A 25599-nucleotide genomic window follows, 5' to 3' on the forward strand; every position below is an offset into this window, starting at 1 on the left:
GTTACCAGCGTGGAATGGTGGTCGTCACATCCGCATTCTGCGCGCGCTGGCGCAGGAAGTGATCCATCAGCACGATTGCCAGCATCGCTTCTGCGATCGGCACCGCGCGGATCCCCACGCACGGATCGTGACGCCCTTTGGTGATCATCTCAACTTCATCGCCAGCGCGGTTAATCGTGTGGCCCGGGACGGTAATGCTGGACGTTGGTTTCAGCGCAATATTGGCAATAATTTGCTGCCCGCTGCTGATGCCGCCCAGAATGCCGCCCGCATGGTTACTCTGGAAACCCGCCTTCGTGATTTCGTCGCGGTTCTGGCTGCCGCGAAGCTTGACCACGTCAAAACCGTCGCCGATTTCAACGCCTTTCACCGCGTTGATGCTCATCAGCGCGTGGGCGATGTCGGCGTCAAGGCGGTCAAATACCGGCTCGCCCCAGCCAGCCGGCACGCCGTCGGCCACCACGGTGACTTTCGCACCAATGGAGTCGCCCTCTTTTTTCAGGCCACGCATCAGCTCGTCCAGCGCGTCCAGCTTGTCGGCATCGGCGCAGAAGAACGGGTTGAGCTCTACCTGATCCCAGTCTTTGATTGCCAGCGGAATGTCGCCCATCTGGGTCAGACAGCCGCGGATAACGATGCCGAATTTCTGCTGGAGATATTTTTTGGCAATTGCCCCTGCCGCCACGCGCATCGCGGTTTCACGCGCGGATGAACGCCCGCCGCCGCGATAGTCGCGAAAGCCATATTTTTGTTCGTAGGTATAGTCGGCGTGACCAGGACGGAAAACGTCCTTAATCGCGCCGTAGTCCTGAGAACGCTGATCGGTGTTTTCAATCAGCAGACCAATGCTGGTTCCTGTGGTACGGCCTTCAAATACGCCGGAGAGAATTTTGACCTGGTCCGGCTCGCGACGCTGCGTGGTGTAGCGAGAGGTACCCGGACGACGACGGTCAAGGTCATGCTGTAAATCGGCTTCGGTCAGTTCGATGCCTGGCGGGACGCCATCAACGATACAACCCAGTGCCAGACCGTGCGACTCGCCAAAGGTGGTCACACGGAATACCTGTCCAATACTGTTTCCTGCCATCACGGCTCCGATGTTGTTGTTTGTGTTTGAGCGTTGTGAAACGGGCCGAAGCCCGCTGGATTAATCTTTGTAAATGCTGAAGTATTCGCGTGCATCAAGCAGTTGCGCCTTGGTCAGCATAAAGACGCCGTCACCGCCGTTGTCGAACTCAAGCCAGGTGAACGGCACATCCGGGTACTGCTCTATCAGATGTACCATGCTGTTGCCTACTTCACAAATCAGAACGCCGTCGTCGGTCAGATAATCCGGCGCGCAGGCCAGGATGCGGCGGGTCAGCTTCAGCCCGTCAGAGCCTGACGCCAGGCCCAGCTCCGGCTCGTGACGGTACTCGTTCGGCAGGTCGGACATATCTTCTGCATCCACGTACGGCGGATTGGTGACGATCAGGTCGTATTGCAGCGTCGGCAGGTCGCGGAACAGGTCAGAGCGGATAGGCGTGACGTGATGAATCAGCCCGTGCTCTTCAATGTTGTGTTCGGTGACGGCCAGCGCGTCGGTGGAGATATCGACGGCGTCCACTTCCGCTTCCGGGAAGGCGTACGCGCAGGCAATGGCGATGCAGCCGCTGCCGGTGCACATATCAAGAATGTGCTGCGGCTGATGGTTAATCAGGCCGTCAAAATGGTTGTTGATCAGCTCGCCAATCGGCGAACGCGGCACCAGCACGCGCTCATCAACGTAGAATTCGTGGCCGCAGAACCAGGCTTTGTTGGTCAGGTAAGCCACCGGAATGCGCTCGTTTACGCGACGGATCACGCGCTCAACGATGCGGTGTTTTTCACTGGAGGTCAGGCGCGCGGTGCGCATGTCTTCCGGAATATCCAGCGGCAGGTAGAGAGACGGCAGCACCAGCTGCACGGCCTCATCCCACGGATTGTCGGTACCGTGTCCGTACCAGATATTGGCGGCGCTGAAGCGGCTAACCGACCAGCGCAACATGTCCTGTATGGTATGCAGCTCGTTTACTGCTTCATCGACAAAAATTTTATCCACTCTTTCCTCCAGGGCATGCTCGCATAATTTTCGGCGGCTAGTTTGCCATGAAGACGGCGATAAATCAGCAATGACGCGTACCGCTTGAGGTTAAAAAATGCGTTTAGTCGGGTACACTATCGGAAATACGAGATGAGAATGACGAATGAAAAAGAAAACATCGCTCAGCGAGGAGGATCAGGCTCTATTCCGCCAGCTGATGACCGGGACGCGTCTAATCACGCACGACACCATTGTCCATCGCCCGCAGCGTAAAAAAGTCAGCGAGGTACCGGTCAAACGGTTGCTCCAGGAGCAGGCCGATAACAGCCACTATTTTTCAGATGAGTTTCAGCCGCTGCTAAATACGCAGGGTGCGGTGAAATACGTGCGCGAAGACGTCAGCCATTTTGAACTGAAAAAATTACGCCGGGGAGATTACTCGCCGGAGCTGTTCCTCGATCTGCATGGGTTGACCCAGATGCAGGCGAAACAGGAGCTGGGGGCGTTGATCGCGGCATGTCGTCGCGAGCATGTTTTTTGCGCCTGCGTGATGCACGGCCACGGCAAACATATTCTTAAGCAACAGACACCGCTGTGGCTGGCTCAGCATCCACACGTGATGGCTTTTCATCAGGCGCCAAAAGAGTACGGCGGAGATGCCGCATTGCTGGTATTGATTGAGGTGGAGGAGTGGCAGCCGCCAGAATTGCCCTGACAGGATGGCGGGAGGCACGCTGCACCCCGCCATATCGCACGTCACGTCAGATGGCTTTTGCCATCTTCAGGTTGCACGGACTCATTTGCCAGTTAAAGACCCCTTTGCCGGTTTCGTCGAGGGTGACGTTGGCAATGGCGGACGTTGTGAACATCGGTGGCGTTTCGCCCGGGCACAGCTCAGATACCAGATAGCCGACCAGCGGCAGGTGGGAAATGACCAGTGCGGAAGCGACACCTTCATTGCACAGCGCCTGAAGGTAAGCACTGACAAGGCCAACATCGCCACACGGCGTGAGTTCAGGGAGAACATCCACACTGGATGGCAGGTTCATACACTCCCCTACCACATCCAGCGTCTGTTCTGCCCGCAGGAACGGACTCACCAGAACGCGTTCAATGTCCACTTTTTGACCTTTAAGCCATGTCGCCATCTGACGGGATTCGTCGCAGCCACAGACGGTTAAAGGACGTACTGAGTCACTGGCGGCATCGAGTGCCGCGTCGCCGTGACGCATGATAAAAACTTGCATATTGCACCGCTTTTGTTAACCAGAATCACCGGCGTTAACTACCCGCGATTAATGCTCTGAGGTAGAAAACCCGATGGCCGGGCATTGTGCCTGATCCATTCGGTGAATGAAACGCTGTTTTTTACCTCAATGGCGTAAGTATAGTCAATCTCTGTTTACAATTTCGCCAGAACAGGTTCCATCACCTCAGGATTTACCCTTCTTTGACTTCAGTTTACGCAATCAGTTTCCCTTGCGGGCCAGAATGTCTGACCCCGTTCCGCCATCTGCAATAATTCGTCACAAGGTGTAAACCGTGGACCATATTGCGAGGCCAGACGTTCCAGGATCGCAACCACTTCACCCGCCCCGAGGGTATCCATATACCGGAACGGACCGCCAAGAAATGGCGGAAAACCGATACCAAACACGGCGCCGATATCGCCGTCGCGCGCGCTTTTGATCACCTGCTCACCAAAGCAGCGCGCCGCTTCATTGAGCATCATCATCACGCAGCGCTCAGCACACTGAACCGCCGACAGTTTTCCCTGACCCGTGACAGGAATAAGCGCATAAACCGAAGGGTCGACCTGTTTCTTGCTTTTACGCCCTTTCGCGGCGTAAAGATAGAAACCGCGTTCATTTTTTCTGCCTTTGCGATCGTCCTTCAAAATTGCGGAAACAAAGTTTGCAGGCGGCGCAAAACGATCGCCATAAGCCGCTTCCAGCACAGGGATAATTTTAGTCCCCGTATCAATTCCTACCTCATCCAAAAGTTGGATTGGGCCGACGGGGAAACCAAACTTCACCAGAGCGTCATCGACGTGCTCAATTTTCTCCCCTTCCGTCAGCAACCGCATCGCTTCGTTAATGTACGGCGCCAGAATGCGGTTGACGTAAAAGCCGGCTTTGTCCGCGACCACAATCGGGGTTTTGCCCTGTTTTTTCGCCAGTTTCACCACGGTGGCAATAGTTTGCGGGCTGGTTGTGGCATGCGGGATAACCTCCACCAGCGGCATTTTTTCTACAGGGCTGAAATAGTGCAGCCCTATCACCTGCTCCGGGCGCACGGCTTTCGCCGCGATGTCGCCGATCGGCAAAGACGAGGTGTTTGACGCGAAAATAGTGTGCGGCGCGCAATGCTGTTCAACGTCCGCCACCATCTGCTGCTTAAGGGCGAGATCTTCGAACACGGCTTCAATCACCAGATCGCGGTGTGCAAACCCACTGTAGTCGGTGGCGCCAGTGATCATCGAGAGGGTTTTATCACGCTCACTGGCCTTGATATGGCGGCGCTTCACTTTGCGATCAAGGTTCTGCCAGCTGTACTGCAACGCGTGGTTGATACCCTTAGGGTTGATATCTTTGATACGTACGGGCAATTTGCCTTTGCTGGCGGTGACAAATGCGATGCCGCCGCCCATCAGCCCACCACCCAGAACGCCAACGGCGCGCAGCGGAGCCGGTTCAGCTTCACTGCCCGGATCTTTTTTAACCTCCGTGCTGGCAAAGAAAATGCCGCGCAGCGCCTGCGACTGCGGCGTCATCGCCAGCTCGCCAAAGGCTTTCGCTTCCGCAGCATAACCGCTGCTGCTGCCCTGCGATAAACCGGTTTCAATCACCTTCAGAATGCGCGTCGCTGCCGGATAGTTCCCTTTGGTTTTTTGCTCGGTTTTTTTACCCACCATATTGAACAGCAGCGTGCGCCCCAGCGGCCCGGCGAGGATACGCTCGCGCACCGGCAGAGGGCGTTTCGCCTGACGACCTTTCAGCGCCCGCTCAACAGCGGCTTCAAGCAAGATGGCGTGCGGAACGACCTCATCAACCAGACCCGCCTTTAACGCCTGACGGGCGCGCAGCTGTTTACCGGTTAAAATCATCTCCAGCGCTGTACTGACGCCCACCAGACGCGGCAGGCGCTGCGTGCCCCCTGAACCGGGCAGCAATCCAAGCTGAACCTCCGGCAGTCCGAGTACCGTTTTCGCATCGTCGGTACAAATGCGGCTGTGACAGGCCAGCGCCAGCTCAAGCCCACCGCCCAGGCAGGCCCCGTGGATCGCAGCGACAACGGGTATCGACAGCGCATGGATCTCCGCCATTACCTGCTGCCCCTGACGCGCCAGGTCTTCTGCTTCCTGAGCGCTTTTCGCCCGGGCAATCATGTTGATATCGGCCCCGGCAATAAAGTTATCCGGCTTTGCCGAGATAAATACCAGGCCACGTATCGCTTTGTTTTCGCGGATCTGTCTGAGCATCGCACGCACCTGAACGCCGAACTCGGCCTTCAGGGTGTTCATCTTTTCGTCGGGTACATCAATGGTGATAACAGCCACGTTATCAAGGCGAACAGCCAGATTAAATGCAGATGTCGTTTCCATTATTCAGCCTCCAGAACCATTGCTGCACCCAGGCCGCCCGCCGCACAGGCGGTAACGAGACCAAAACCGCCGCCGCGGCGACGCAGCTCATGCAAAGTCTGAGTTATCATTCTCGCGCCGGTCGCCGCAAATGGATGGCCGTAGGCGATGGATCCGCCAAGCACGTTAAACTTACTCTGATCCACTTCGCCGGTCGCGTGGGCGCGGCCCAGTACATCGCGCGCGAAGCGCTCGCTTGCCAGCAGCTGAATGTTTGCCAGGGTTTGTGCGGCAAAGGCTTCGTGCATATCAATCAGCGTGAGATCGGAGAGCGTCAGCCCTGCGCGATCCAGCGCCAGCGGCGTGGACCATGCCGGTCCGAGCAGCATGTCCTGCCAGACATCAATGGCGGTAAAGGCGTAGCTACGCAAATAGCCCAGCGGTGTGATGCCAAGCTCTTTCGCCCGGGATTCCGTCATCAGGATCACGGCGGCGGCACCGTCCGTCAGTGGCGTACTGTTGGCCGCCGTAACGGTGCCATGTTTACGATCAAACGCCGGGCGCAGTTTTGCGTAATCCTCCAGCGTCGAGGTGCCACGGATATTGTTATCTTCCACCAGCGGTTCGCGGAAAGGCGGGATGTAAGCCGTCATCACCTCGTCGGCAAGTTTGCCTTCCGACCAGGCCTTCGCAGCGAGCTGATGCGAGCGATGCGCCAGTGCATCCTGCTGTTCGCGGGTAATACCGTAGGTTTTTGCCATCTGCTCGGCAGTGTCGCCCATACGCAGGCCGGTGGAGTATTCAGCAACGGCAGGTGGCACGGGCATGAGGTCGCGCAGACGTAAACGCGAGAAGAGTTTGAGCTTCGCACCGGTGGTCCGGGCTTTGTTGGCATCCACGAGGATGCGGGCCAGCTGTTTGCTAACACCGATGGGCAGCACGGATGAGGAATCCGCGCCGCCGGCGATCCCCGCGCGAATGGTCCCCGCCATCAGGCTTTCCGCCACGTTCGCCACCGCCTGGAAACTGGTGGCGCAGGCGCGGCTGACGCTGTATGCGTCGGTGTGAACATTCATGCCGGTGCCCAGCACGATTTCACGTGCGATATTGGGCGCTTCCGGCATTTGCACCACCTGGCCGAAAACCAGTTGCTCAATAACCTCTGGCGGGATCTCGCTGCGAGCCAGCATCTCCCCCACCACCATTTTTCCCAGATCGACAGCCGGTATACCGTGAAACGCGGTTGCCTGACGCGCAAACGGCGTACGTAACCCGCTGACAATGGCAATGCGGTCACCGTGTCGGGTGATAAGCGGTAATGCCTGACTCATAACACTCCCCTGTAAAAAAATTTTGCGCACACATTAAGTGGTCTGACCTGATAATAGTCTTAACTATTTTTTTACATTGAGCCAATCGGGGAAGCGAAAAATTGCGAGCTAAGGCACAGAGAAGAAAAAGAAAATGCCCCTGCATGGCAGAGGCATTTGTGAGATTTGTTGCCGGGTTGCGGCGTTGCCTTAACCGGCCTACACGATCGTAGGCCCGTGCAAAAAGTATTAACGCAGGCCCAGCTGGAAGATCAGCGTTTCTGCTTCGCAGGCGAACACAAAGTCGATATCCAGCCGCACGCCGCCTTCCACTTCCGTGAAGGTGGATTTGATTTCACACGGATCGGATTCGACTTCACGCGCGCGCTGGCTCAGCGCGGCCAGCGTCTCTTCCGCTTCAGCGCGGTTAGGGAATACGCGGCTGTAAGAGGCGGTGCAATCGGTGTTGTCCATAATGGTGCCAACATCCATACAGCAGCAAACCGGGGTTTCATCAGCACTGCATTTACTCATAGCTCAATTTCCTCTGTATTCGCGCAGGGCGCGAGATAAACACGATGCGTCTATTTTACGCCCCCGGACGAGCCCCCTCCAGCCGTTAATGGCGCAAAATCGGATAAGTGAGCAATATCACACTAAAAAATGATCTAAAACAAAATTCCCCTTTTCAGAGGAATCGCACTGGTCACAATTTTGCCAACCAGATCTCGTTTCAAGAAACATATCTGAAAATATTAATAAACAAACTTGCAACATCCCAGCTGGTCAGACCTATACTCTCGCCACTGGTCTGATTTGTAAGTCATACCTCAGACCCTACACTTCGCGCTCCTGTTACGGTATGTAACAATTATTGAATAAAAATAACTCAATGAGGTTATGGTCATGAGCCAGAAAACCCTGTTCAAACAAACTGCTTTAGCAGTTGCAGTGGCAATCGTCTCAACGTCCGCCTGGTCAGCGGGCTTCCAGTTAAACGAATTTTCTTCCTCTGGCCTTGGCCGTGCGTATTCCGGGGAAGGTGCGATTGCCGATGACGCAGGCAACGCGAGTCGTAACCCGGCACTGATCATGATGTTTGATCGCCCTACCTTCTCTGCCGGTGCGGTTTACATCGATCCTGATGTCAATATTTCTGGCAAATCTCAGTTCACCGGCGCAGATCTGAAGGCGGATAACATTGCGCCGACCGCGTGGGTGCCTAACCTGCACTTTGTTGCGCCAATCAATGAACAGTTTGGTTGGGGTGCCTCTGTCACCTCTAACTATGGCCTGGCAACGGAGTTCAATAACAACTATCCGGCCGGTGAATACGGCGGTAAAACCGACCTGACGACCCTGAACCTCAACCTGAGCGGCGCATATCGTCTGAACGATAACTGGAGCTTTGGTCTGGGCTTTGATGCTGTCTACGCCGATGCAAAAATCGAGCGTTACTCCGGGGAGCAAACTGCTGCACTGCCGAAAAACAGCAATAAAATTGCCAGCCTGAAAGGTGATGAATGGGGTTACGGCTGGAACGCCGGTATCCTGTATGAACTGGATAAAAACAACCGCTGGGGTCTGACCTATCGCTCAGAAGTGAAAATTGATTTCGATGGCGATTACAAAAGCGGCATCCTGAGCCCAGTCAACGGTATGGTCCCAGGCGCGGGCACCACCATTCCATGGGGTACCTCGAATCAAACCGTACCGGGCTCACTGTCGCTGCATCTGCCAGAAATGTGGGAAGTGTCAGGTTATAACCGCGTTGCGCCGCAGTGGGCAATTCACTACAGCCTCGCGTATACCAGCTGGAGCCAGTTCGAGGAGCTTAAAGCCACCGGCAGCAACGGCCAGACGCTGTTCTATAAAGACGAAAGCTTCCACGATGCATACCGTATCGCGCTTGGTACGACCTATTATATGGATGACAACTGGACGTTCCGTACCGGCGTGGCATTTGATGACAGCCCGGTACCGGCCGATAAACGTTCTATCTCCATTCCGGATCAGGACCGTTTCTGGGTGAGTGCGGGGGCAACCTACGCGTTCAACGAGAATGCCTCTATCGACGCGGGCGTGTCGTACATGCATGGCCAGAAGGTGACCTTCCAGGAAGGCCCGTACGAGTTTTCCTCTGAAGGTAAAGCCTGGCTGTTTGGTACCAACTTCAACTACGCGTTCTAATCCCAACACGATTAAAAAAGGTGAGCATTGCTCACCTTTTTTTTATTCCGAATCGATATCTTTTAATTCGTTCTCGATGGCTTTCGCGTTCGGATTATCTTCCGGCTTCAGCTTACCGCCGTTGGCAATAAAGTCATGGTTCTGGAAGTAGGCCTCGCGCACCATGATGTACGGATCGGAAGACTGACGCAGCAGACCATCAGAATCCAGCAGTTGCGCACGCGTTTCAATTCCTTCCACGGTCCATTTACCAATCGACAGCGGCCAGGTGAGCCATGACAGTACAGGATACAGCGTATCCACCATGTCGCCGCCATCATCACGCACGGTAAAGCTGCCGTAGAATGGCAGGTGCACATACGGACCATAACCTACGCCATAATGACCCAGCGTGCTGCCGAAACGGTGCGGCTGTTCACGCTGTAATTTCGGGTTCGCCATGCCTGCGACATCAATTAAGCCGCCCATACCCAGCAGGGAGTTCAGGAAGAAGCGGGTGAAATGCACCATCCCCTGATACGGGTCGCCCTGAAGGAAGTAGTTGACCATAACCGCTGGCTCTTCCAGGTTACTGGTAAAGTTGCTCAGCCCGTTACGCGCCGGCTGCGGAACATAGTCACGCCATGCCACGGCAACCGGACGAACCAGATATGGATCCAGCACATTATAGTTAAAGCTGTACATTGAACGGTTAAATCCTTCGAGAGGATCGGAGCGTCCCGTTTGCTCGCCAGAGCTGGCGCAGCCCACAAGCATTGTTACGCCCAGCGCAAGCGCCGACAGCCGAAGCTTCATAAATTTCTCCCTGTTCAATATGGCTATCGTTGAATGCCATCTGTGACGGAGCCGGTGATGCTCCGCCTGAAACGTGCAAGTGATTGTAACAGCACGCTTACCGATGTCTACGAGGACAATGACGACCCGCTCGCGTCATCACGCTAATTTCAGCATAGCCTGTCTTTCGGAATTCGTTTCGCTGGCAATTTTATATTGGCTTTGAAAGAGATGTCTCACCTTTATTGCCATTTTCAGCAATTTAAGAGCATCCCCACGGGGAAAGCGCTAAAAGCCGCTACGCTTAAATGAGCAATTACCCCGAAGGAGCTGTTATGAAAGACATTAGCGAAGAGAAAATTGGTGAAAGCAAAGAGGAACATGAGATTGAAAGCGAGGAGAAAGACCGGGGAGAAGAGATAGAAGTCGATGAAGATCGCCTGCCGTCGCGCGCCATGGCTATTCATGAGCATATTCGCCAGGACGGGGAAAAAGAGATGGAGCGCGACGCGATGGCCCTGCTGTGGTCAGCCATTGCAGCCGGTCTGTCGATGGGTGCCTCTCTGCTCGCCAAAGGGATATTTCACGTTCAGCTGGAAGGCGTACCGGGCGGGTTTTTGCTTGAAAATTTAGGCTACACGTTCGGCTTTATTATCGTCATTATGGCGCGACAGCAGCTTTTTACGGAGAATACCGTCACTGCCGTACTGCCCGTCATGCAAAATCCGACCCTCGGTAATTTCGGTTTACTGATGCGCCTGTGGAGCGTCGTGCTGCTGGGGAACCTGATCGGTACGGGCATAGCCGCCTGGGCGTTCGAGTATATGCCAATATTTGATGAACCGACCCGCGACGCATTTGTGAAAATTGGCATGGATGTGATGAAAAACACGCCGGTTGAAATGTTCTCTAATGCCATAATTTCCGGGTGGATCATCGCCACTATGGTCTGGATGTTCCCGTCAGCGGGTAGCGCGAAAATCGTGGTAATTATCCTGATGACCTGGCTTATCGCACTCGCCGATACCACACACATTGTTGTCGGAACTGTTGAAATCCTTTATCTGGTATTTAACGGCACACTCCACTGGAGCGACTTTTTCTGGCCGTTCGCCCTGCCTACCCTCGCAGGCAACATTTGTGGCGGGACCTTTATCTTTGCGCTGCTGAGCCATGCGCAAATCCGTAACGACATGTCCAACAAGCGTAAGGCCGAGCTTAAGGCTCAGGAAAAAAAGGATAAAACTGCCGAAAAATCGGCGTGAACGGTGACTCTTTGACCAGTCAGGCGGCAATGCGCTTAACGAAAAGTGTAAATAACGCTATACTCTTGCCGCTTCGTCCCCTTAGTTAAATGGATATAACGAGCCCCTCCTAAGGGCTAGTTGCAGGTTCGATTCCTGCAGGGGACACTTCTGTCTTTCCTTACGCCCCCTTCCAAAGCTCCACGCAGTTTCGGCCACGCCGTTTCGCGCCGTATAAGGCTTCATCCGCCGCCTGAATCAATCGCTCGTAATCGGGATGCCCGTTGAACATCGCAACGCCTATCGAGAGGGAGAGCGGGATAATATCGCCGGTTGGGGAGTTAACCTTGATTTTTTCCACCCGCCTGCGGATACGCTCGGCAATTCGCAGCGCGTCCACCTCTGAGATTTCCGTTAGTACAATCAGAAATTCATCGCCGCCGTAGCGAAAAACGTAATCACAGGTTCGCACGTTGTCGTAGAACGCGCCGGAGACTTTTCGCAGGATCTCGTCCCCGGTATTGTGCCCCCAGGTATCGTTGATTTGTTTAAATTTGTCGACGTCAATCAGCAGCGTCGAGAGCTTTGTTCCCGCCCGGGTGGCGTGCAGGATTTCGCGTTTGAAGATGGTTGGCAGGAAACGGCGATTCAACAGGCGGGTCAGGACATCAACCCCCACCTCGTGTCGCGACACTTCGTCAAACAGTTCGCGCAAAAGCGTGATGATTTGCGAGAGGGTATTACGCATTCGCTGCAAGAATTTATCCCGCTGCGCTTTATCACTCAGACCCTGCCCTGTAAGACGGACCTCGTTAAAAAGGTCATCGAATTCCTGAATCAGACGAGAGATATGACCGGCCTCAGCGATGCCGCTGAAATAGTGCCGACCTTTATGGCTAAACCACAGTCCAAATTCAGACTGCCCCAGCGGCAGACTATTGCCGATACTGGAATTAAGCGTGATCTTATACAGAAGCACCATTTCCCATGACAGCAGCGCCGCGGTCTGTCTCTCCTTCTCCTCTTCTGCGTTCTCCATTAAGGAAAAGATGCGATAATTTTCGTCCTCTTTCGCCGCATTGTTCTCGCTAAATACATAGGCCCGCGACATCACTTCCATGGCCAGATCGATACTGTTTATCGCGTAGTGATAAATATGCAGCTTCACCTCAGGCGAATGGGCGCTGGTAGTAATGACAGGTAACAGCAGCTTTTTCAGAACACGGAAGCCCATTTCAACTAAATCAACCGAAATACCAATACGGGCATGAACATCCGCAGCGCGCTGCTGCGCCCGCATCTGCTCTTCAACCTGCTCCACACGGCATGAGAGCACATCAATAAGCCAGCGACGAAGCGCCTCCTGAAGCTGCCTCTCCACCTGTTCGGTGGTCAGGAATTCAGCTGCCGATGGATCTGCCAGCACAACACGATAGAATTCAGCGACCAGGGGCGTTGCGTTGTCTCTGGCAAGCTCAGTCGCAAGCCGATGCACATCGGGATCGGTTTCATTAATCAGCTTCACCCACTCTTCTTTCACCGTTTGCAGGTAGGTTTCCATGGTCTGCACCTTCAGGAGACATGCGGGAACGCAGATTTAACAATAGCAAAATCAAACCACTCCGCAATTGCCGCTTTTTTAAACAAAAACGAGTGATAGCTCATAATGTATAACGGTGCTACATTATGCCGCCCACCCAAGTCAGCAATGGCCAGGCAACGTCGTAAAGAACGGTAAAGCCTGCAACCATGACCTCGTCCTACGGTCTCAATGGCACGTGGTATCGCGAAGTCTGCGCTACCTTCACAGGCTTCACATAGGTTCCACTATTTTGTCTCAATCCAAATTTCAGCGGGCGTTTCTGCACCCGCGCTACTGGTTTACATGGTTCGGCCTTGGCGTGCTTTGGCTGCTGGTTCAACTTCCTTATCCCGTGATCCGTTTCCTGGGTTCTAAGCTCGGTAGCGCATCGCGTCACTTCCTTAAGCGTCGTGAGTCCATTGCCCGAAAAAATCTCGAACTTTGCTTTCCGCATTACAATGCCCAGCAGCGCGAAACGCTGATTGCGGAAAACTTTAAATCTATCGGTATGGCGCTGCTTGAAACCGGTATGGCCTGGTTCTGGCCAGACGAGCGTGTCCGTAAATGGTTTGACGTGGAAGGCCTGGATAACCTGAAACGTGCCCAGATGCAAAACCGCGGCGTGATGGTTGTGGGTGTGCATTTTATGTCGCTTGAGCTGGGCGGCCGCGTTATGGGTCTTTGTCAGCCGATGATGGCAACCTATCGCCCGCATAACAGCGCGCTGATGGAATGGGTACAAACGCGGGGCCGCATGCGTTCAAATAAGGCGATGATCAGCCGTAACAATCTGCGCGGTATGGTTGGCGCCCTGAAAAAAGGGGAAGCCGTCTGGTTTGCCCCGGACCAGGACTACGGTCCTAAAGGCAGCAGCTTTGCCCCTTTCTTTGCGGTTAAAGATGTCGCTACGACGAACGGTACCTTTGTGATTTCACGTCTCTCAGGCGCCGCGATGTTGACGGTGACCATGGTCAGAAAAGCGGATAAGTCAGGCTATCGTCTGCATATCTCCCCAGAGATGGCGAACTATCCAGAAGATGAGAGTGAAGCCGCGACCTTTATCAATAAGGTGATTGAGTTTGAGATTATGCGTGCGCCTGAGCAGTATCTGTGGATGCACCGCCGCTTTAAAACCCGCCCCCTGGGCGAAGCCTCGCTCTATATCTGACCCCTGTCGAAGGTTAGTTTCGCTAAGAAACTAGCCTTTTCAAACACCTGTAATCGCAGTGCGTAACGGCTTTTTCGACCGTCGCTCAACAGGCATTTATTGCGTACCGAAATCAAACTGTCGCCGTTCCACGACACTCGTAAGTATCGGAAATTATTTAAAAAAATGCCTCTTGTCACTCCTGAAATTTAGGCGTACATTAGCGCCGTCTGGCGACAGGAAAGCACAGAATTCAGAGCTGAAGTTAGCGACGTCACGGGATAATTCCGATTTCCCCTTTCGCATGATTTCAACTCTCTATACTCAGTTGGACTCTGTTTTTTTAATGCGTACCGGAAGATACGCGGAGCGATGAAACGTGAAATATTTCTTTATGGGCATTTCGGTTATTGTTTTAGTTTGGGCCGGAACGTTTGCTCTGATGATCTAGTTAAGAAAATGCAGTCAAAAAAACAGGCGCCGTTGGCGCCTGTTTTTTTTGTTGTCCGTTACGACTCGGGTTGTTCCGCAACGCTCTTCGCTGCAAGCAGGCCATCCGCGCGGAACATGCTTTTAATGCCCCGCACTGCCTGACGGATACGGTCGCTGTTTTCAATCAGCGCGAAACGCACGTGCGTGTCACCGTAGTCACCAAAGCCAATGCCTGGAGAGACGCAAACCTTCGCGTCCTGAAGCAGTTTTTTGGCAAATTCCAGAGAACCCATCGCCGCATACGGCTCAGGAATTTTCGCCCAGACGTACATAGAGGCTTTAGGCATTTCCACCATCCAGCCTGCTTCATGAAGCCCTTTTACCAGCACATCTCGGCGGCGTTTATACTGAGCGGCAATATCGAGCACGCATTGCTGATCCCCTTCCAGCGCCGCGATGGCCGCGACCTGTAACGGCGTAAAGGTGCCATAGTCATGGTAGCTTTTAATACGCGCCAGGGCGCTCACCAGCGTTTTGTTTCCCACCATAAAACCAATTCGCCAGCCCGCCATGTTGTAGCTTTTCGACAGGGTGAAAAACTCAACCGCCACATCGCGGGCACCGGGTACCTGCATAATTGACGGCGCTTTCCAGCCATCATAAACGATATCGGCGTAGGCGAGATCGTGTACCACCAGCACGTCGTAACGCTTAGCCAGCGCGACCACTTTCTCGAAGAATTCGAGTTCAACGCATTGTGCTGTTGGGTTTGACGGGAAACCGAGGATCATCATTTTCGGCTTCGGATAGCTTTCACGAATCGCCCGTTCCAGCTCGTTAAAGAAGTCGACGCCTTCCACCAGCGGGACAGAACGCACCTGCGCGCCGGCAATCACCGCCCCATAGATGTGAATCGGGTAGCTCGGATTCGGCACCAGTACGGTATCGCCGTGATCCAGCGTCGCCAGCATCAGGTGGGCCAGCCCCTCTTTGGAGCCAATGGTCACAATCGCTTCACTTTCAGGATCGATATCGACCTGATAACGATCCTGATACCAGCGGGAGATCGCCCGACGTAAGCGTGGAATGCCGCGTGAGGTGGAATACCCATGGGTATCAGGACGCTGCGCAACCGTGCAGAGTTTCTCAACGATATGCGGCGGCGTTGGGCCGTCAGGGTTACCCATACTGAAATCGATAATGTCTTCGCCGCGCCGACGCGCAGCCATTTTCAGTTCAGCAGTGATATTGAAAACATAAGGGGGGAGACGATCGATACGCGTAAAACGGCGTTCAGGACTGAATTCAGCCATAGATTCCTCAGAGTCACGTTAGCGCCCGGACCGTCCGAGCGACGCTGCCACCCGTGTGGCGTGCTTAGAAAATAACCTGAAGAAAAAGACGCTGTCGAGAGGATAACGGCAAAACAATATTTTGCGCTAAAACGGGAATGTGATTGCAGTGAAAAGCGGAACTCTTATCGCGAACAGGCAGTTTTAAGCGCTACGATTTAACACAATATTTTCAGTATCGTTACCTGACGTTTCTCCCCAAACGGAAAAGCACCGGCTTTCAGTCAAAAGCCAGCAATCCCCTTTGAGAATTATGGTTTTTCCCCATTTGATAAATCTGATGGATAGCTGGTCATCAGGCCCTATGTTTTCTATCATAGATTTTTCCCGTTTTCCCAGGCCTGACCGTGCACGAAATCTTCAATATGCTCCTGGCGGTGTTCGACCGCGCGGCATTAATGCTGATCTGTCTCTTTTTCCTTATCCGCATCCGCTTGTTCCGCGAACTGTTGCATAAATCTGCCCATTCGCCAAAAGAGCTGCTGGCCGTCACGTTTATCTTTTCGATGTTTGCCCTGTTCAGCACCTGGTCCGGGGTGCCGGTAGAAGGCTCGCTGGTGAACGTGCGCATCATCGCCGTCATGTCGGGCGGGATCCTCTTTGGTCCCTGGGTAGGGATTATCACAGGCATCATCGCCGGCACCCATCGATACCTGATTGATATTGGCGGTGTGACGGCAGTCCCCTGCTTTATCACCAGCATTATTGCCGGGCTGCTCTCGGGCTGGATTAACCGCAAAATCCCGAAAAAGCAGCACTGGCGTGCAGGGATTATCGCGGGGATGGTCTGCGAAACGCTGACCATGATCCTGGTCATCGTCTGGGCGCCAACCGTTGCGCTGGGGCTGGATATCGTCTCGAAGATCGGTATTCCTATGATCCTCGGGAGCGTCTGTATCGGTTTTATCGTGCTACTGGTGCAAAGCGTGGAGGGCGAAAAAGAGGCCAGCGCCGCGCGTCAGGCCAAGCTGGCGCTGGATATCGCCAACAAGACGCTGCCGCTTTTCCGACACGTTAACGCCGAATCTTTACGTCAGGTTTGCGATATCATCCGCCGTGATATTCACGCCGATGCGGTCGCCATCACCAATATTGACCACGTGCTGGCTTACGTTGGCGTCGGGGAGCACAATTATCGCGACAGCGACGATACCATCAGCCCGACCACCAGACAGGCGATTAACTACGGAAAAATCATCATTAAAAACAATGATGAAGCCCACCGGACGCCAGAGATCCACTCAATGCTGGTGATCCCGCTGTGGGAAAAAGGCGTGGTCACGGGGACGCTGAAAATTTACTACTGCCATGCGCACCAAATCACCTCCTCGCTCCAGGAGATGGCGATTGGCCTGTCGCAGATCATCTCCACCCAACTTGAGGTTTCGCGTGCGGAGCAGCTGCGCGAGATGGCAAATAAGGCAGAGCTGCGCGCCCTGCAAAGCAAGATCAATCCCCATTTCCTGTTTAACGCGCTGAACGCTATCTCCTCTTCCATCCGTCTGAATCCGGATACCGCGCGGCAGCTGATATTTAATCTGTCGCGCTATCTGCGCTACAACATTGAGCTAAAAGACGACGAGCAGATCGACATCAAAAAAGAGCTGTATCAAATCAAGGATTACATCGCCATCGAGCAGGCTCGCTTTGGCGATAAGCTGACGGTCATTTACGATATTGATGAAGAGGTCAACTGCGTGATCCCAAGCCTGCTGATCCAGCCGCTGGTGGAAAACGCCATTGTTCACGGTATTCAGCCGTGTAAAGGCAAAGGCGTGGTAACGATTAGCGTGACGGAAAGCGGTAACCGCGTGCGTATCGCCGTGCGCGATACCGGGCACGGCATCGATCCTAAAGTCATCGAGCGCGTCAAATCAAACGAAATGCCGGGCAACAAGATCGGACTGCTGAATGTGCATCACCGGGTCAAACTGCTGTACGGTGACGGGCTGCATATTCACCGTCTTGAGCCGGGCACCGAAATTGCCTTTTATGTTCCGAATGAGCGAACGCCCGTGAATGCCCCCATATCCTTGTTGCCGTAGGCCGGAGTAACAGATGAAAGTCATCATCGTAGAAGATGAAATTCTGGCTCAACAGGAGTTGAGCTGGCTTATCAAAACCCACAGCCAGATGGAGATTGTTGGCTGTTTTGAGGATGGTCTGGACGTGCTGAAATTTTTACAGCATAACCGGGTCGACGCGATATTCCTCGATATTAATATTCCGTCGCTGGACGGCGTCCTGCTGGCGCAAAATATCAATCAGTTCGCCCACAAGCCGTTTATTGTGTTTGTCACCGCGTGGAAAGAGCATGCCGTGGAGGCCTTCGAGCTTGAGGCGTTTGACTATATTCTCAAGCCGTACCAGGAGTCGCGTATTATCAGCATGCTGCATAAGCTGGAAGCCGCGTGGCAGCAGCAGGCATTACCCGCCAGTGCCAGCCCGGTAGCGCGGGAAAACGACACGATTAATCTGGTGAAGGACGAACGGATCATCGTCACGCCTGTCGACGATATTTACTATGCCGAAGCGCATGAAAAAATGACGTTTGTCTATACGCGGCGTGAATCCTACGTCATGGCGATGAACATCACCGAATTCTGCAATAAACTCCCGGCCGCTCACTTCTTCCGCTGCCACCGCTCGTTCTGCGTCAACCTGAACAAGATCCGCGAAATCGAACCCTGGTTTAATAACACCTATATTTTGCGGCTGAAGGATCTGGATTTCCAGGTGCCGGTAAGCCGCAGCAGAGTGAAAGAGTTCCGCCAGCTCATGCACCTGTAGCGCGTTCCCTCTCCCGTAGGAGAGGGGAATGAGCATCAGAGGATCTGACCCAGTACCTGACGCAGATGCGCCCCGGAGCCCAGTAAGCCTGGGTTGTCGTGGACAATCAGGTAAACAGGAATGTCCTGGACATAGCTCCTGAAGCGGCCTTTGTCTTCGAAGCCGCCACGGAAGCCGGAGGCGGTAAAGAAATCGAGGAAGCGCGGCACGATCCCGCCCGCAATATAGACCCCGCCAAAGGTGCCAAGGTTCAGCGCCAGGTTGCCGCCAAAACGCCCCATGATGACGCAGAACAGCGACAAAGCACGGCGACAGTCAATACAGCTGTCGGCCAGCGCGCGTTCGGTCACATCTTTAGGTTGCAGATTTTCCGGCAGACGACCGTCTGATTTTACAATCGCCCGATACAGGTTCACCAGGCCCGGACCAGAAAGCACCCGCTCGGCCGACACGTGCCCAATCTCGGCGCGTAACTCCTCCAGAATAATGCCCTCTTCTTCGCTGTTCGGCGCAAAATCCACGTGACCGCCCTCGCCCGGCAGGCTGACCCAGCGTTTGTCGACGTGGACCAGGTGCGCCACCCCCAGGCCGGTGCCTGCGCCGTAAACGGCAATCGGTTTGCCTTCAACCGGGGCCGTACCGCCGAACTGAATCAGATGCTCTGGTTTAAGCATTGGGATAGCCATGGAAACCGCAGTGAAGTCGTTGATAATTTCAAGGTGCGAGAAGCCGAGGTTTTTCCGCATTTCGGCAATTGAGAAGGCCCACGTGTGGTTGGTCATCGCCACCCAGTCACCGGTGATCGGACAGGCGATGGCGATACAACCGTCTTCAACGCTCACTTTATGCTCTTCCAGATAGACGCGAACCACAGCTTCCAGGCTTGGGTAATCCAGCCCTGAATAGGTTTTCGCCTGAGAAATTTCACCGCTGTTCACATCGCACAGGGCAAGGCGCGCGTTGGTGCCGCCTACATCACCTACCAAAGCATACTTTGTCATTCTTCTACTGCTCCGCTAAAGTCAGAATAAATCTTTGGGACACTGTAAATTCAAGGCGTGATAACAACAACGACCAGAAGGTGACTGCCCATGGATTATCGATCTTCGTCACATTATAACTTTACCGTTTCAGCACCTTTTGCACTATTGCCACAATGCTGATTGTGCAAAGTAACGTTAAGCCGTTTTGTACAAGGAAATCATCATGCTCCATCCGCGAGCCAGAACCATGCTGTTATTGGCTGTCCCGGCGCTGATTATTGGCGTGGCGTCGAGCCTGGTGCTCATCGTCGTCATGAAAGTGGCGGCGGTGCTGCAAACGATTTTATGGACCGCGCTTCCGGTAAAATTCGGCATCAGCATTGACTCGCCGGGCTGGATCATGATGATGCTGACCCTGACCGGGATTGCCGTAGGGCTGGTGATCCGCTATAGCCCGGGTCATGCCGGGCCGGACCCGGCACTGGAACCCTTGATTGGCGCCCCTGTCTCTCCCTCTGCTCTGCCGGGGCTTATTATCGCGCTGATTATCGGTCTTGCGGGCGGCGTAAGCCTCGGGCCTGAACATCCCATTATGGCGGTTAATATCGCGCTGGCGGTCTTTCTGGGGGCGCGTCTTTTTCCGCGCGTTGGCGCGCTGGACTGGACGATCCTGGCGTCAGCAGGCACCATCGGGGCGCTGTTTGGCACTCCGGTCGCGGCTGCGCTCATTTTTTCGCAAACCCTCAGCAGTGATCATGAAGTACCGCTGTGGGATAAACTCTTCGCGCCGCTAATGGCCGCCGCTGCGGGAGCCCTCACCACCAGCCTGTTTTTCCATCCCCATTTTTCACTCACCATCCCCCACTACGGCCAGATGCAACTCACCGATATTTTCAGCGGTGCCGTCGTCGTCGCGATCGCCATTGCGCTGGGGATGGTCGCGGTGTGGTGTCTCCCTCGCCTGCATCGCCTGATGCACAGGCTGAAGCATCCGGTGCTGATTCTGGGCATGGGGGGTTTTATTCTGGGCGTTTTAGGCGCCATCGGCGGGACGGTTACGCTGTTTAAGGGTCTGGACGAAATGCAGCAGCTGGCCTTCAGCCAGGTCTTTAGCGTCTCCGATTATCTGCTGTTCGCGCTGGTAAAACTGGCGGCGCTGGTGGTCGCTGCGGCCTGTGGTTTCAGGGGAGGTCGAATCTTCCCGGCGGTATTTGTTGGCGTCGCGCTGGGGCTGATGCTGCATGAGCACGTTGACGCTGTCCCTGCGGCGATTACCGTCTCCTGTTCCATTCTGGGGCTGGTACTGGTGGTCACGCGCGATGCGTGGCTGAGCCTGTTTATGGCGGCCGTTGTCGTACCGGATACCACGCTTCTGCCGCTGCTCTGTATCGTGATGTTGCCCGCCTGGCTCCTGCTGGCGGGCAAACCGATGCTGATGGGATGGCGAAACGACAGGTAATCAGGCGTTATTGCGCGCCTCCAGCGCTTTGGTCAGCGCGCTCAGCAGCGGCGGAATATCGGCTTTCGGCAGCATCACCTCGATCAGCGAAAGCCGCTCATGGTGTGCCACTTTATCCAGCACCTCCGCCAGCGCTTCCGCTTCGCTGACGCGCCAGCACTCTGCCTGAGGCGCCAGGCTCAGCGCCTGCGGGATCTGCGTCCAGTTCCAGAGGGCAATATCGTTATAGCGCTGCTCCGGCCCGTGGATGGCCCTTTCCACCGTGTATCCTTCGTTGTTAAGCACCAGAATAATCGGGCGCTGCTTGTCGCGCAGCATCGATCCCAGCTCCTGAATGGTCAACTGCGCGGCGCCGTCACCCGTCAGGACAATCACGCGTCGGTTCGGACACGCCGTTTGCGCGCCAAACGCCGCCGCCAGCGTGTAGCCAATCGATCCCCACAGCGGCTGGACGATAAAGTTCACGTCCGCCGGTAAACGCAGATCGATAGCGCCGAAAGCAGACGTTCCCTGGTCAGCCAGAATAATGTCTCCGGGGCGGATAAACGTTTGCAGGGTACGCCAGAAGCTCTCCTGAGTCAGCGCCCCTTCGATAGTCGGGAACGAAAAGCCGCTGTGATCCAATGGCGCTCGCGTATCACGAACATAGGTTTTACACAGCGCTGTCAGCGTTTCAATGGCCTCCCTCATCGGGATACCCGTAAACCAGACGTCGCCGACGCGGGACGCGTGTGGCTGAACCTCTATCGTCTGGTCTGGCGTCAGCTGGTGGGTAAACCCGGCAGTGAGCGTATCGGTAAAGCGCGTGCCAATACACAGCACCGTATCAGCCCCCTCGATGGCCTCTTTGACCGGCGCGGCGCTCGCCGATCCGCTGTAGGTGCCGTAAAAACCGCTCTGTCGTTCGTCAAAAATGCCCTTGCCCATCAGCATGGTGGCGTGTGCCATCGGCACCTCTTTCACCCACGTCTGAAGGGCCGTGCGCAGACCATGGCGGAGTACCAGGAAGTCCGCTAACAGCGCGGTGCGTTTGCTCGTGGACAAGCGCTTTTCGGCAGCCTCACGGAACGCCTGCAAGCAGGCTGAATCAGCCGGTGCGGGATTAACAGTGAGAGCGCTTACAGGGGGCGTAGCGGCTTTTTTCGCCACATCAGCGGGCAGCATCAGGTAGCCCGGACGGCGCTCCCGCAGCATAGTGGTCAGGACTCTGTCAATTTCATAGCAGGCGTTTTGTTCGGTAAGCACCGCCTGTGCAACGGTGATGGGTTCGCTCATATGATAGAAATGGCGGAACTCGCCGTCACCCAACGTATGGTGCAATAACTCTCCTCGCTGCTGCGCCGCCATACCCGGGGCCCCCACAATATGGAGGACGGGAACATGTTCAGCAAAGCTGCCCGCCACACCGTTCATGGCGCTTAACTCCCCAACGCCGAATGTCGTCAGGAGCGCGGCAAAGCCCTTACAGCGGGCATAGCCGTCTGCGGCGTAAGACGCGTTCAGTTCATTGGCACAGCCCACCCAGCAGATGTCCGGGCTGTCTATCACGTGATCGAGAAATTGCAGGTTATAGTCGCCCGGCACGCCAAACAGATGATCGGCACCACAATCTGTTAGTCGGTCCAGCAGGTAATCGGCGACGCAATAGGGGGTACGCATATTATAAGTGTCCTTCTGACGTTGACCTCACTCTGAGTATTAAATAAGCGTGAAGCGTGTCCAGAATTGGCGACAATCAGGGTCTGGAAAGAATGCTTTACGAAAAAAGCTGAGCTATGCTCATTTTCTTCAGGTTAGTGTAAACGTATACACTGATGTTTCTTTCCAGCGCCAGAGGTCTCGCCAATGGGTTATCAGCCTGACAAAAATCGTTATCAGACAATGCAATATCGCCGCTGTGGGCAAAGCGGCCTTAAGCTTCCCGCCATCTCGCTGGGGCTTTGGCATAATTTTGGCGACGCGACGTTACTCGAAAACAGCCGTCAACTTTTACAGCGTGCTTTCGATTTGGGTATTACGCATTTTGACCTTGCCAATAATTACGGCCCGCCTCCTGGTTCGGCCGAACGTAATTTCGGGCGCATTTTGCAGGAGGATTTCCTGCCCTGGCGCGATGAGCTGATCATCTCCACTAAAGCGGGCTACACCATGTGGGACGGGCCTTACGGTGACTGGGGCTCACGTAAATATCTGATCGCCAGCCTGGACCAGAGCCTCAGGCGTATGGGGCTGGAGTATGTCGATATTTTCTATCACCACCGCCCGGATCCACAAACGCCGCTACGTGAAACCATGAAAGCGCTTGACCATGTGGTGCGTCAGGGCAAGGCGCTGTACATCGGTCTGTCCAACTACCCGGCAGAAGTGGCAAGGCAGGCGATTGAAATACTGGAGGATCTGGGCACGCCATGTCTGATCCACCAGCCGAAGTACTCCATGTTTGAACGTGCGCCTGAAGAGGGGTTGCTGGACGTGTTGCAGCATAAAGGGGTGGGATGTATCCCCTTCTCCCCCCTGGCGGGCGGACAGTTGACCGATCGCTATCTGAACGGTATCCCGGCGGATTCTCGCGCAGCAAGCGGCAGTAAGTTCCTTAACCCGGAGCAGATCACCGACAAAAAGCTGGAAAAGGTACGCAAGCTGAATGCGCTGGCGGAAAACCGGGGGCAAAAGCTATCGCAAATGGCACTGGCCTGGATCCTGCGCCACGATGCGGTGACATCCGTGCTCATCGGCGCAAGCAAGACCGGACAAATTGAAGATGCAGCAGGCGTGCTTGAGAATTGTCGGTTCACGGCAGAAGAGCTGAAGACGATAGATACGATCCTGTCCAGTTCAGATTAAAAACACTTTTAGCAAAAAGTGCTCTCGTTCATGATTTAGGAGTTGAGGCGATGAAACGAATGTTTACCAACTCGTAAAATTGCGTTAACAGGTCGCACAGCGGCCCCGATCGTGAAGGAGAAGAGTATGTTCAGGTCACTGATTCTTGCAGCGGTATTACTGGCTTCGGCCCCGCTGGTCGCCAGTGCGGGCGAAATCACCCTGTTGCCATCGATTAAATTACAAATTGGCGATCGTGATGACTACGGCAGATACTGGGACGGTGGCTACTGGCGCGACCGTGACTACTGGCACCGCCATTATGAATGGCGTCAAAACCGCTGGTGGAAACACGATAACGGCTATCACCGTGGCTGGGATAAGCGTAAGGCTTACGAACGCGGCTACCGCGAAGGCTGGAACGATCGTGACGACCGCCGTGGCGGCTGGGGTCATGGAAAAGGCAGAGGCCACGGTCACGGCCATCACCATTAACAACAAAAAGGAGCCTTCCGGCTCCTTTTTCTTTTACAGGCCTGCGGCTGTGCCTATCAGCAACCACAAGTTTAACGCCACCACCACGACCACAATGGCCCACCCGGCGCGCTTCACCCACGTCGAATTCACCAGTTCGCCCATCAGCGATTTATTACTGGTGAAGATCAGCAGCGGCACCAGCGCCAGCGCAATCCCGAAACTTAGCAGTACCTGACTCATCACCAGAATGCGGGTCGGATCCAGCCCCATCAGGATCACAACAAAGGAAGGCAGCATCGTGACCGAGCGGCGAACCCACAGCGGAATATGGAAACGTACGAACCCCTGCATCACCACCTGCCCGGCCAGTGTCCCCACAACCGTAGATGAAAGACCCGCAGCAACCAGGCTTAAACCAAAAATAGTGGCAGCGGCATGACTCAGCAACGGCTCCAGCGTCAGGTAAGCCTGGTCGAGATCGGCAACCCCGGTATGCCCGTTAAAGTGGAACGCGGCGGCGGCGGTCGCCATCATCGCCAGATTCACAAATCCGGCAATGGTCATCGCGATAGTCACATCCCATTTCGAGGCGGAGTAGCGCTCTTTACTCGTCCCGCCATGCAGATTCTGGGTTAATGAAGAGTGCAGATAAATGACGTGCGGCATGATGGTCGCCCCCAGCACCCCGGCAGCCAGAAAAACGGCTTCAGAAGTGGGTAACGACGGGATCACCATCCCTTTCGTCAGCTGCGCCAGATTCGGCTGGGAGAAAATCAGCTCAACAATATAGGCGGCAGCGACGAACAGCAGCAAGCCGCCGATGACTTTCTCCAGCGGTTTTTGTCCCCGCCGCTGGAGCATCAGAATCAGGAAAGTGGCGATACCGGTCAGCACGGCCCCCTGAAGCAGGGAGACGCCCAGGATAAGCTTAAAGCCGATCGCCGCCCCGATAAACTCGGCGAGATCGGTGGCCATGGCGATAATTTCCGCCTGAACCCAGTAAAACCAAACTGCCGGACGTGGATAATGATCGCGGATTTGCTCCGCCAGGTTTTTTCCGGTAGCAATACCCAGCTTCGCGGAGAGCATCTGAATCAGCATCGCCATCAGATTGGCCCAGACCACAACCCACAGCAGTTTATAGCCGAAACTGGCCCCGGCCTGAATGTTGGTCGCAAAATTACCCGGATCGATGTAGCCAATCGCGGCAATGAATGCCGGTCCCATTAATGCGAACCGCAGCTTGCGTGCCGCTCTGCCGCTGCTACTCTCTACGCGACTATTCGTCATTTCTGCCTCTGGAAATATAGCCTTTGCTATGTTTTATGCTATCAAAATGAGAATGATTATCAAGTTCATTTGTAACGGTTAACATGATTTCTCTGATAGTC

The 25599-nt window shown here is 54.7% G+C and carries 22 protein-coding genes and 1 tRNA gene; 11 read left to right on the forward strand and 12 right to left on the reverse strand.

The features are described from left to right. Position 1 precedes the first annotated feature (1 nt). Both aroC and prmB read right to left on the reverse strand, forming a co-directional pair. Positions 2-1087, reverse strand: coding sequence for a chorismate synthase (gene aroC / locus O1721_RS19690; RefSeq protein ID WP_003861383.1), 1086 nt, complete (start codon positions 1085-1087; stop codon positions 2-4). Between the two features lie 60 nt (positions 1088-1147). Next, positions 1148-2080: a 50S ribosomal protein L3 N(5)-glutamine methyltransferase gene (gene prmB, locus O1721_RS19695; RefSeq protein WP_003861381.1), complete on the reverse strand. Its 933-nt coding sequence runs from the start codon at positions 2078-2080 to the stop codon at positions 1148-1150. Between the two features lie 145 nt (positions 2081-2225). Between prmB and smrB the strand changes: the two genes are divergently transcribed. Further along, positions 2226-2777, forward strand: a complete 552-nt coding sequence (gene smrB, locus O1721_RS19700) for an endonuclease SmrB (RefSeq protein ID WP_032648979.1) — start codon at positions 2226-2228, stop codon at positions 2775-2777. Between the two features lie 46 nt (positions 2778-2823). On the opposite strand, the gene sixA is transcribed toward smrB, so the two are convergent. The 4 genes from sixA to O1721_RS19720 all read right to left on the reverse strand — a co-directional run bounded on the left by sixA (position 2824) and on the right by O1721_RS19720 (position 7489). Further along, the gene (sixA, locus tag O1721_RS19705) at positions 2824-3309 is read right to left on the reverse strand and encodes a phosphohistidine phosphatase SixA (protein ID WP_003861375.1); all 486 of its coding nucleotides are present in this window, start codon (positions 3307-3309) and stop codon (positions 2824-2826) included. A 209-nt stretch (positions 3310-3518) separates the two neighbouring features. Continuing rightward, on the reverse strand, positions 3519-5666 hold the full coding sequence (fadJ, locus tag O1721_RS19710) for a fatty acid oxidation complex subunit alpha FadJ (RefSeq protein WP_032648982.1): 2148 nt from the start codon (positions 5664-5666) through the stop codon (positions 3519-3521). Further along, positions 5666-6976, reverse strand: coding sequence for an acetyl-CoA C-acyltransferase FadI (fadI, locus tag O1721_RS19715; protein WP_032648984.1), 1311 nt, complete (start codon positions 6974-6976; stop codon positions 5666-5668). Before fadI ends, fadJ begins: the two co-directional genes overlap by 1 nt. A gap of 228 nt (positions 6977-7204) precedes the next feature. Further along, on the reverse strand, positions 7205-7489 hold the full coding sequence (locus O1721_RS19720; protein WP_017383455.1) for a YfcZ/YiiS family protein: 285 nt from the start codon (positions 7487-7489) through the stop codon (positions 7205-7207). Between the two features lie 372 nt (positions 7490-7861). Here O1721_RS19720 and fadL point away from each other — a divergent pair, with 372 nt between their 5' ends. Continuing rightward, positions 7862-9145 carry a long-chain fatty acid transporter FadL gene (fadL, locus tag O1721_RS19725; RefSeq protein ID WP_017383456.1) on the forward strand — a complete coding sequence of 428 codons (1284 nt, stop codon included), beginning with the start codon at positions 7862-7864 and terminating at the stop codon, positions 9143-9145. Positions 9146-9187: 42 nt separating this feature from the next. Here the strand turns inward: fadL and mlaA are convergent, their stop codons facing one another. Beyond that, the gene (gene mlaA / locus O1721_RS19730; RefSeq protein ID WP_003861365.1) at positions 9188-9940 is read right to left on the reverse strand and encodes a phospholipid-binding lipoprotein MlaA; all 753 of its coding nucleotides are present in this window, start codon (positions 9938-9940) and stop codon (positions 9188-9190) included. 314 nt (positions 9941-10254) lie between these two features. Here mlaA and O1721_RS19735 point away from each other — a divergent pair, with 314 nt between their 5' ends. After that, positions 10255-11184 carry a formate/nitrite transporter family protein gene (locus tag O1721_RS19735; protein ID WP_017383457.1) on the forward strand — a complete coding sequence of 310 codons (930 nt, stop codon included), beginning with the start codon at positions 10255-10257 and terminating at the stop codon, positions 11182-11184. Between the two features lie 75 nt (positions 11185-11259). Next, positions 11260-11331, forward strand: a tRNA-Arg gene (locus tag O1721_RS19740). Between the two features lie 13 nt (positions 11332-11344). On the opposite strand, the gene O1721_RS19745 is transcribed toward O1721_RS19740, so the two are convergent. Next, the gene (locus O1721_RS19745) at positions 11345-12724 is read right to left on the reverse strand and encodes a diguanylate cyclase (RefSeq protein ID WP_032648986.1); all 1380 of its coding nucleotides are present in this window, start codon (positions 12722-12724) and stop codon (positions 11345-11347) included. Positions 12725-12992: 268 nt separating this feature from the next. On the opposite strand from O1721_RS19745, the gene lpxP reads away from it, so the two are divergent. Both lpxP and ypdK read left to right on the forward strand, forming a co-directional pair. After that, positions 12993-13913, forward strand: coding sequence for a kdo(2)-lipid IV(A) palmitoleoyltransferase (lpxP, locus tag O1721_RS19750; RefSeq protein WP_086527955.1), 921 nt, complete (start codon positions 12993-12995; stop codon positions 13911-13913). Positions 13914-14271: 358 nt separating this feature from the next. Next, complete coding sequence (ypdK, locus tag O1721_RS19755; RefSeq protein ID WP_099458937.1) at positions 14272-14343, forward strand: membrane protein YpdK; 72 nt, start codon at positions 14272-14274, stop codon at positions 14341-14343. Between the two features lie 58 nt (positions 14344-14401). On the opposite strand, the gene alaC is transcribed toward ypdK, so the two are convergent. Then, positions 14402-15637 (reverse strand): alanine transaminase, encoded by a 1236-nt coding sequence (gene alaC / locus O1721_RS19760; protein WP_017383460.1) that lies wholly within the window; start codon positions 15635-15637, stop codon positions 14402-14404. A 386-nt stretch (positions 15638-16023) separates the two neighbouring features. On the opposite strand from alaC, the gene O1721_RS19765 reads away from it, so the two are divergent. Both O1721_RS19765 and O1721_RS19770 read left to right on the forward strand, forming a co-directional pair. After that, on the forward strand, positions 16024-17721 hold the full coding sequence (locus tag O1721_RS19765; protein ID WP_003861356.1) for a sensor histidine kinase: 1698 nt from the start codon (positions 16024-16026) through the stop codon (positions 17719-17721). Between the two features lie 13 nt (positions 17722-17734). Next, positions 17735-18466, forward strand: a complete 732-nt coding sequence (locus O1721_RS19770; RefSeq protein ID WP_017383462.1) for a LytR/AlgR family response regulator transcription factor — start codon at positions 17735-17737, stop codon at positions 18464-18466. Positions 18467-18501: 35 nt separating this feature from the next. Here the strand turns inward: O1721_RS19770 and glk are convergent, their stop codons facing one another. After that, the gene (gene glk / locus O1721_RS19775; RefSeq protein WP_003861352.1) at positions 18502-19467 is read right to left on the reverse strand and encodes a glucokinase; all 966 of its coding nucleotides are present in this window, start codon (positions 19465-19467) and stop codon (positions 18502-18504) included. Between the two features lie 205 nt (positions 19468-19672). Here glk and O1721_RS19780 point away from each other — a divergent pair, with 205 nt between their 5' ends. After that, a complete protein-coding gene (locus tag O1721_RS19780) occupies positions 19673-20908 on the forward strand; it encodes an ion channel protein (RefSeq protein WP_032648992.1) in 1236 nt (411 codons plus the stop codon). Here O1721_RS19780 and ipdC read toward each other — a convergent pair whose 3' ends face one another. Further along, on the reverse strand, positions 20909-22567 hold the full coding sequence (gene ipdC / locus O1721_RS19785; protein ID WP_017692977.1) for an indolepyruvate decarboxylase: 1659 nt from the start codon (positions 22565-22567) through the stop codon (positions 20909-20911). A 186-nt stretch (positions 22568-22753) separates the two neighbouring features. Here ipdC and mgrA point away from each other — a divergent pair, with 186 nt between their 5' ends. Beyond that, positions 22754-23752 carry an L-glyceraldehyde 3-phosphate reductase gene (mgrA, locus tag O1721_RS19790; protein ID WP_017692976.1) on the forward strand — a complete coding sequence of 333 codons (999 nt, stop codon included), beginning with the start codon at positions 22754-22756 and terminating at the stop codon, positions 23750-23752. 126 nt (positions 23753-23878) lie between these two features. Then, the gene (locus tag O1721_RS19795) at positions 23879-24226 is read left to right on the forward strand and encodes a DUF2502 domain-containing protein (RefSeq protein WP_015572233.1); all 348 of its coding nucleotides are present in this window, start codon (positions 23879-23881) and stop codon (positions 24224-24226) included. Positions 24227-24259: 33 nt separating this feature from the next. Here O1721_RS19795 and O1721_RS19800 read toward each other — a convergent pair whose 3' ends face one another. After that, on the reverse strand, positions 24260-25498 hold the full coding sequence (locus O1721_RS19800) for an Nramp family divalent metal transporter (protein ID WP_023295104.1): 1239 nt from the start codon (positions 25496-25498) through the stop codon (positions 24260-24262). Between the last annotated feature and the right edge of the window lie 101 nt (positions 25499-25599).

The sequence above is a fragment of the Enterobacter cloacae complex sp. HYC033_NIDB genome, assembly GCF_056673335.1.

Bases quoted from the DNA above. Each gene is read 5' to 3' on its own strand.
- aroC (WP_003861383.1), bottom strand. From the start codon at position 1,087: ATGGCAGGAAACAGTATTGGACAGGTATTCCGTGTGACCACCTTTGGC.
- smrB (WP_032648979.1), top strand. From the start codon at position 2,226: ATGAAAAAGAAAACATCGCTCAGCGAGGAGGATCAGGCTCTATTCCGC.
- sixA (WP_003861375.1), bottom strand. From the start codon at position 3,309: ATGCAAGTTTTTATCATGCGTCACGGCGACGCGGCACTCGATGCCGCC.
- fadJ (WP_032648982.1), bottom strand. From the start codon at position 5,666: ATGGAAACGACATCTGCATTTAATCTGGCTGTTCGCCTTGATAACGTG.
- fadI (WP_032648984.1), bottom strand. From the start codon at position 6,976: ATGAGTCAGGCATTACCGCTTATCACCCGACACGGTGACCGCATTGCC.
- O1721_RS19720 (WP_017383455.1), bottom strand. From the start codon at position 7,489: ATGAGTAAATGCAGTGCTGATGAAACCCCGGTTTGCTGCTGTATGGAT.
- fadL (WP_017383456.1), top strand. From the start codon at position 7,862: ATGAGCCAGAAAACCCTGTTCAAACAAACTGCTTTAGCAGTTGCAGTG.
- mlaA (WP_003861365.1), bottom strand. From the start codon at position 9,940: ATGAAGCTTCGGCTGTCGGCGCTTGCGCTGGGCGTAACAATGCTTGTG.
- O1721_RS19735 (WP_017383457.1), top strand. From the start codon at position 10,255: ATGAAAGACATTAGCGAAGAGAAAATTGGTGAAAGCAAAGAGGAACAT.
- O1721_RS19745 (WP_032648986.1), bottom strand. From the start codon at position 12,724: ATGGAAACCTACCTGCAAACGGTGAAAGAAGAGTGGGTGAAGCTGATT.
- alaC (WP_017383460.1), bottom strand. From the start codon at position 15,637: ATGGCTGAATTCAGTCCTGAACGCCGTTTTACGCGTATCGATCGTCTC.
- O1721_RS19770 (WP_017383462.1), top strand. From the start codon at position 17,735: ATGAAAGTCATCATCGTAGAAGATGAAATTCTGGCTCAACAGGAGTTG.
- glk (WP_003861352.1), bottom strand. From the start codon at position 19,467: ATGACAAAGTATGCTTTGGTAGGTGATGTAGGCGGCACCAACGCGCGC.
- O1721_RS19780 (WP_032648992.1), top strand. From the start codon at position 19,673: ATGCTCCATCCGCGAGCCAGAACCATGCTGTTATTGGCTGTCCCGGCG.
- ipdC (WP_017692977.1), bottom strand. From the start codon at position 22,567: ATGCGTACCCCCTATTGCGTCGCCGATTACCTGCTGGACCGACTAACA.
- mgrA (WP_017692976.1), top strand. From the start codon at position 22,754: ATGGGTTATCAGCCTGACAAAAATCGTTATCAGACAATGCAATATCGC.
- O1721_RS19795 (WP_015572233.1), top strand. From the start codon at position 23,879: ATGTTCAGGTCACTGATTCTTGCAGCGGTATTACTGGCTTCGGCCCCG.
- O1721_RS19800 (WP_023295104.1), bottom strand. From the start codon at position 25,498: ATGACGAATAGTCGCGTAGAGAGTAGCAGCGGCAGAGCGGCACGCAAG.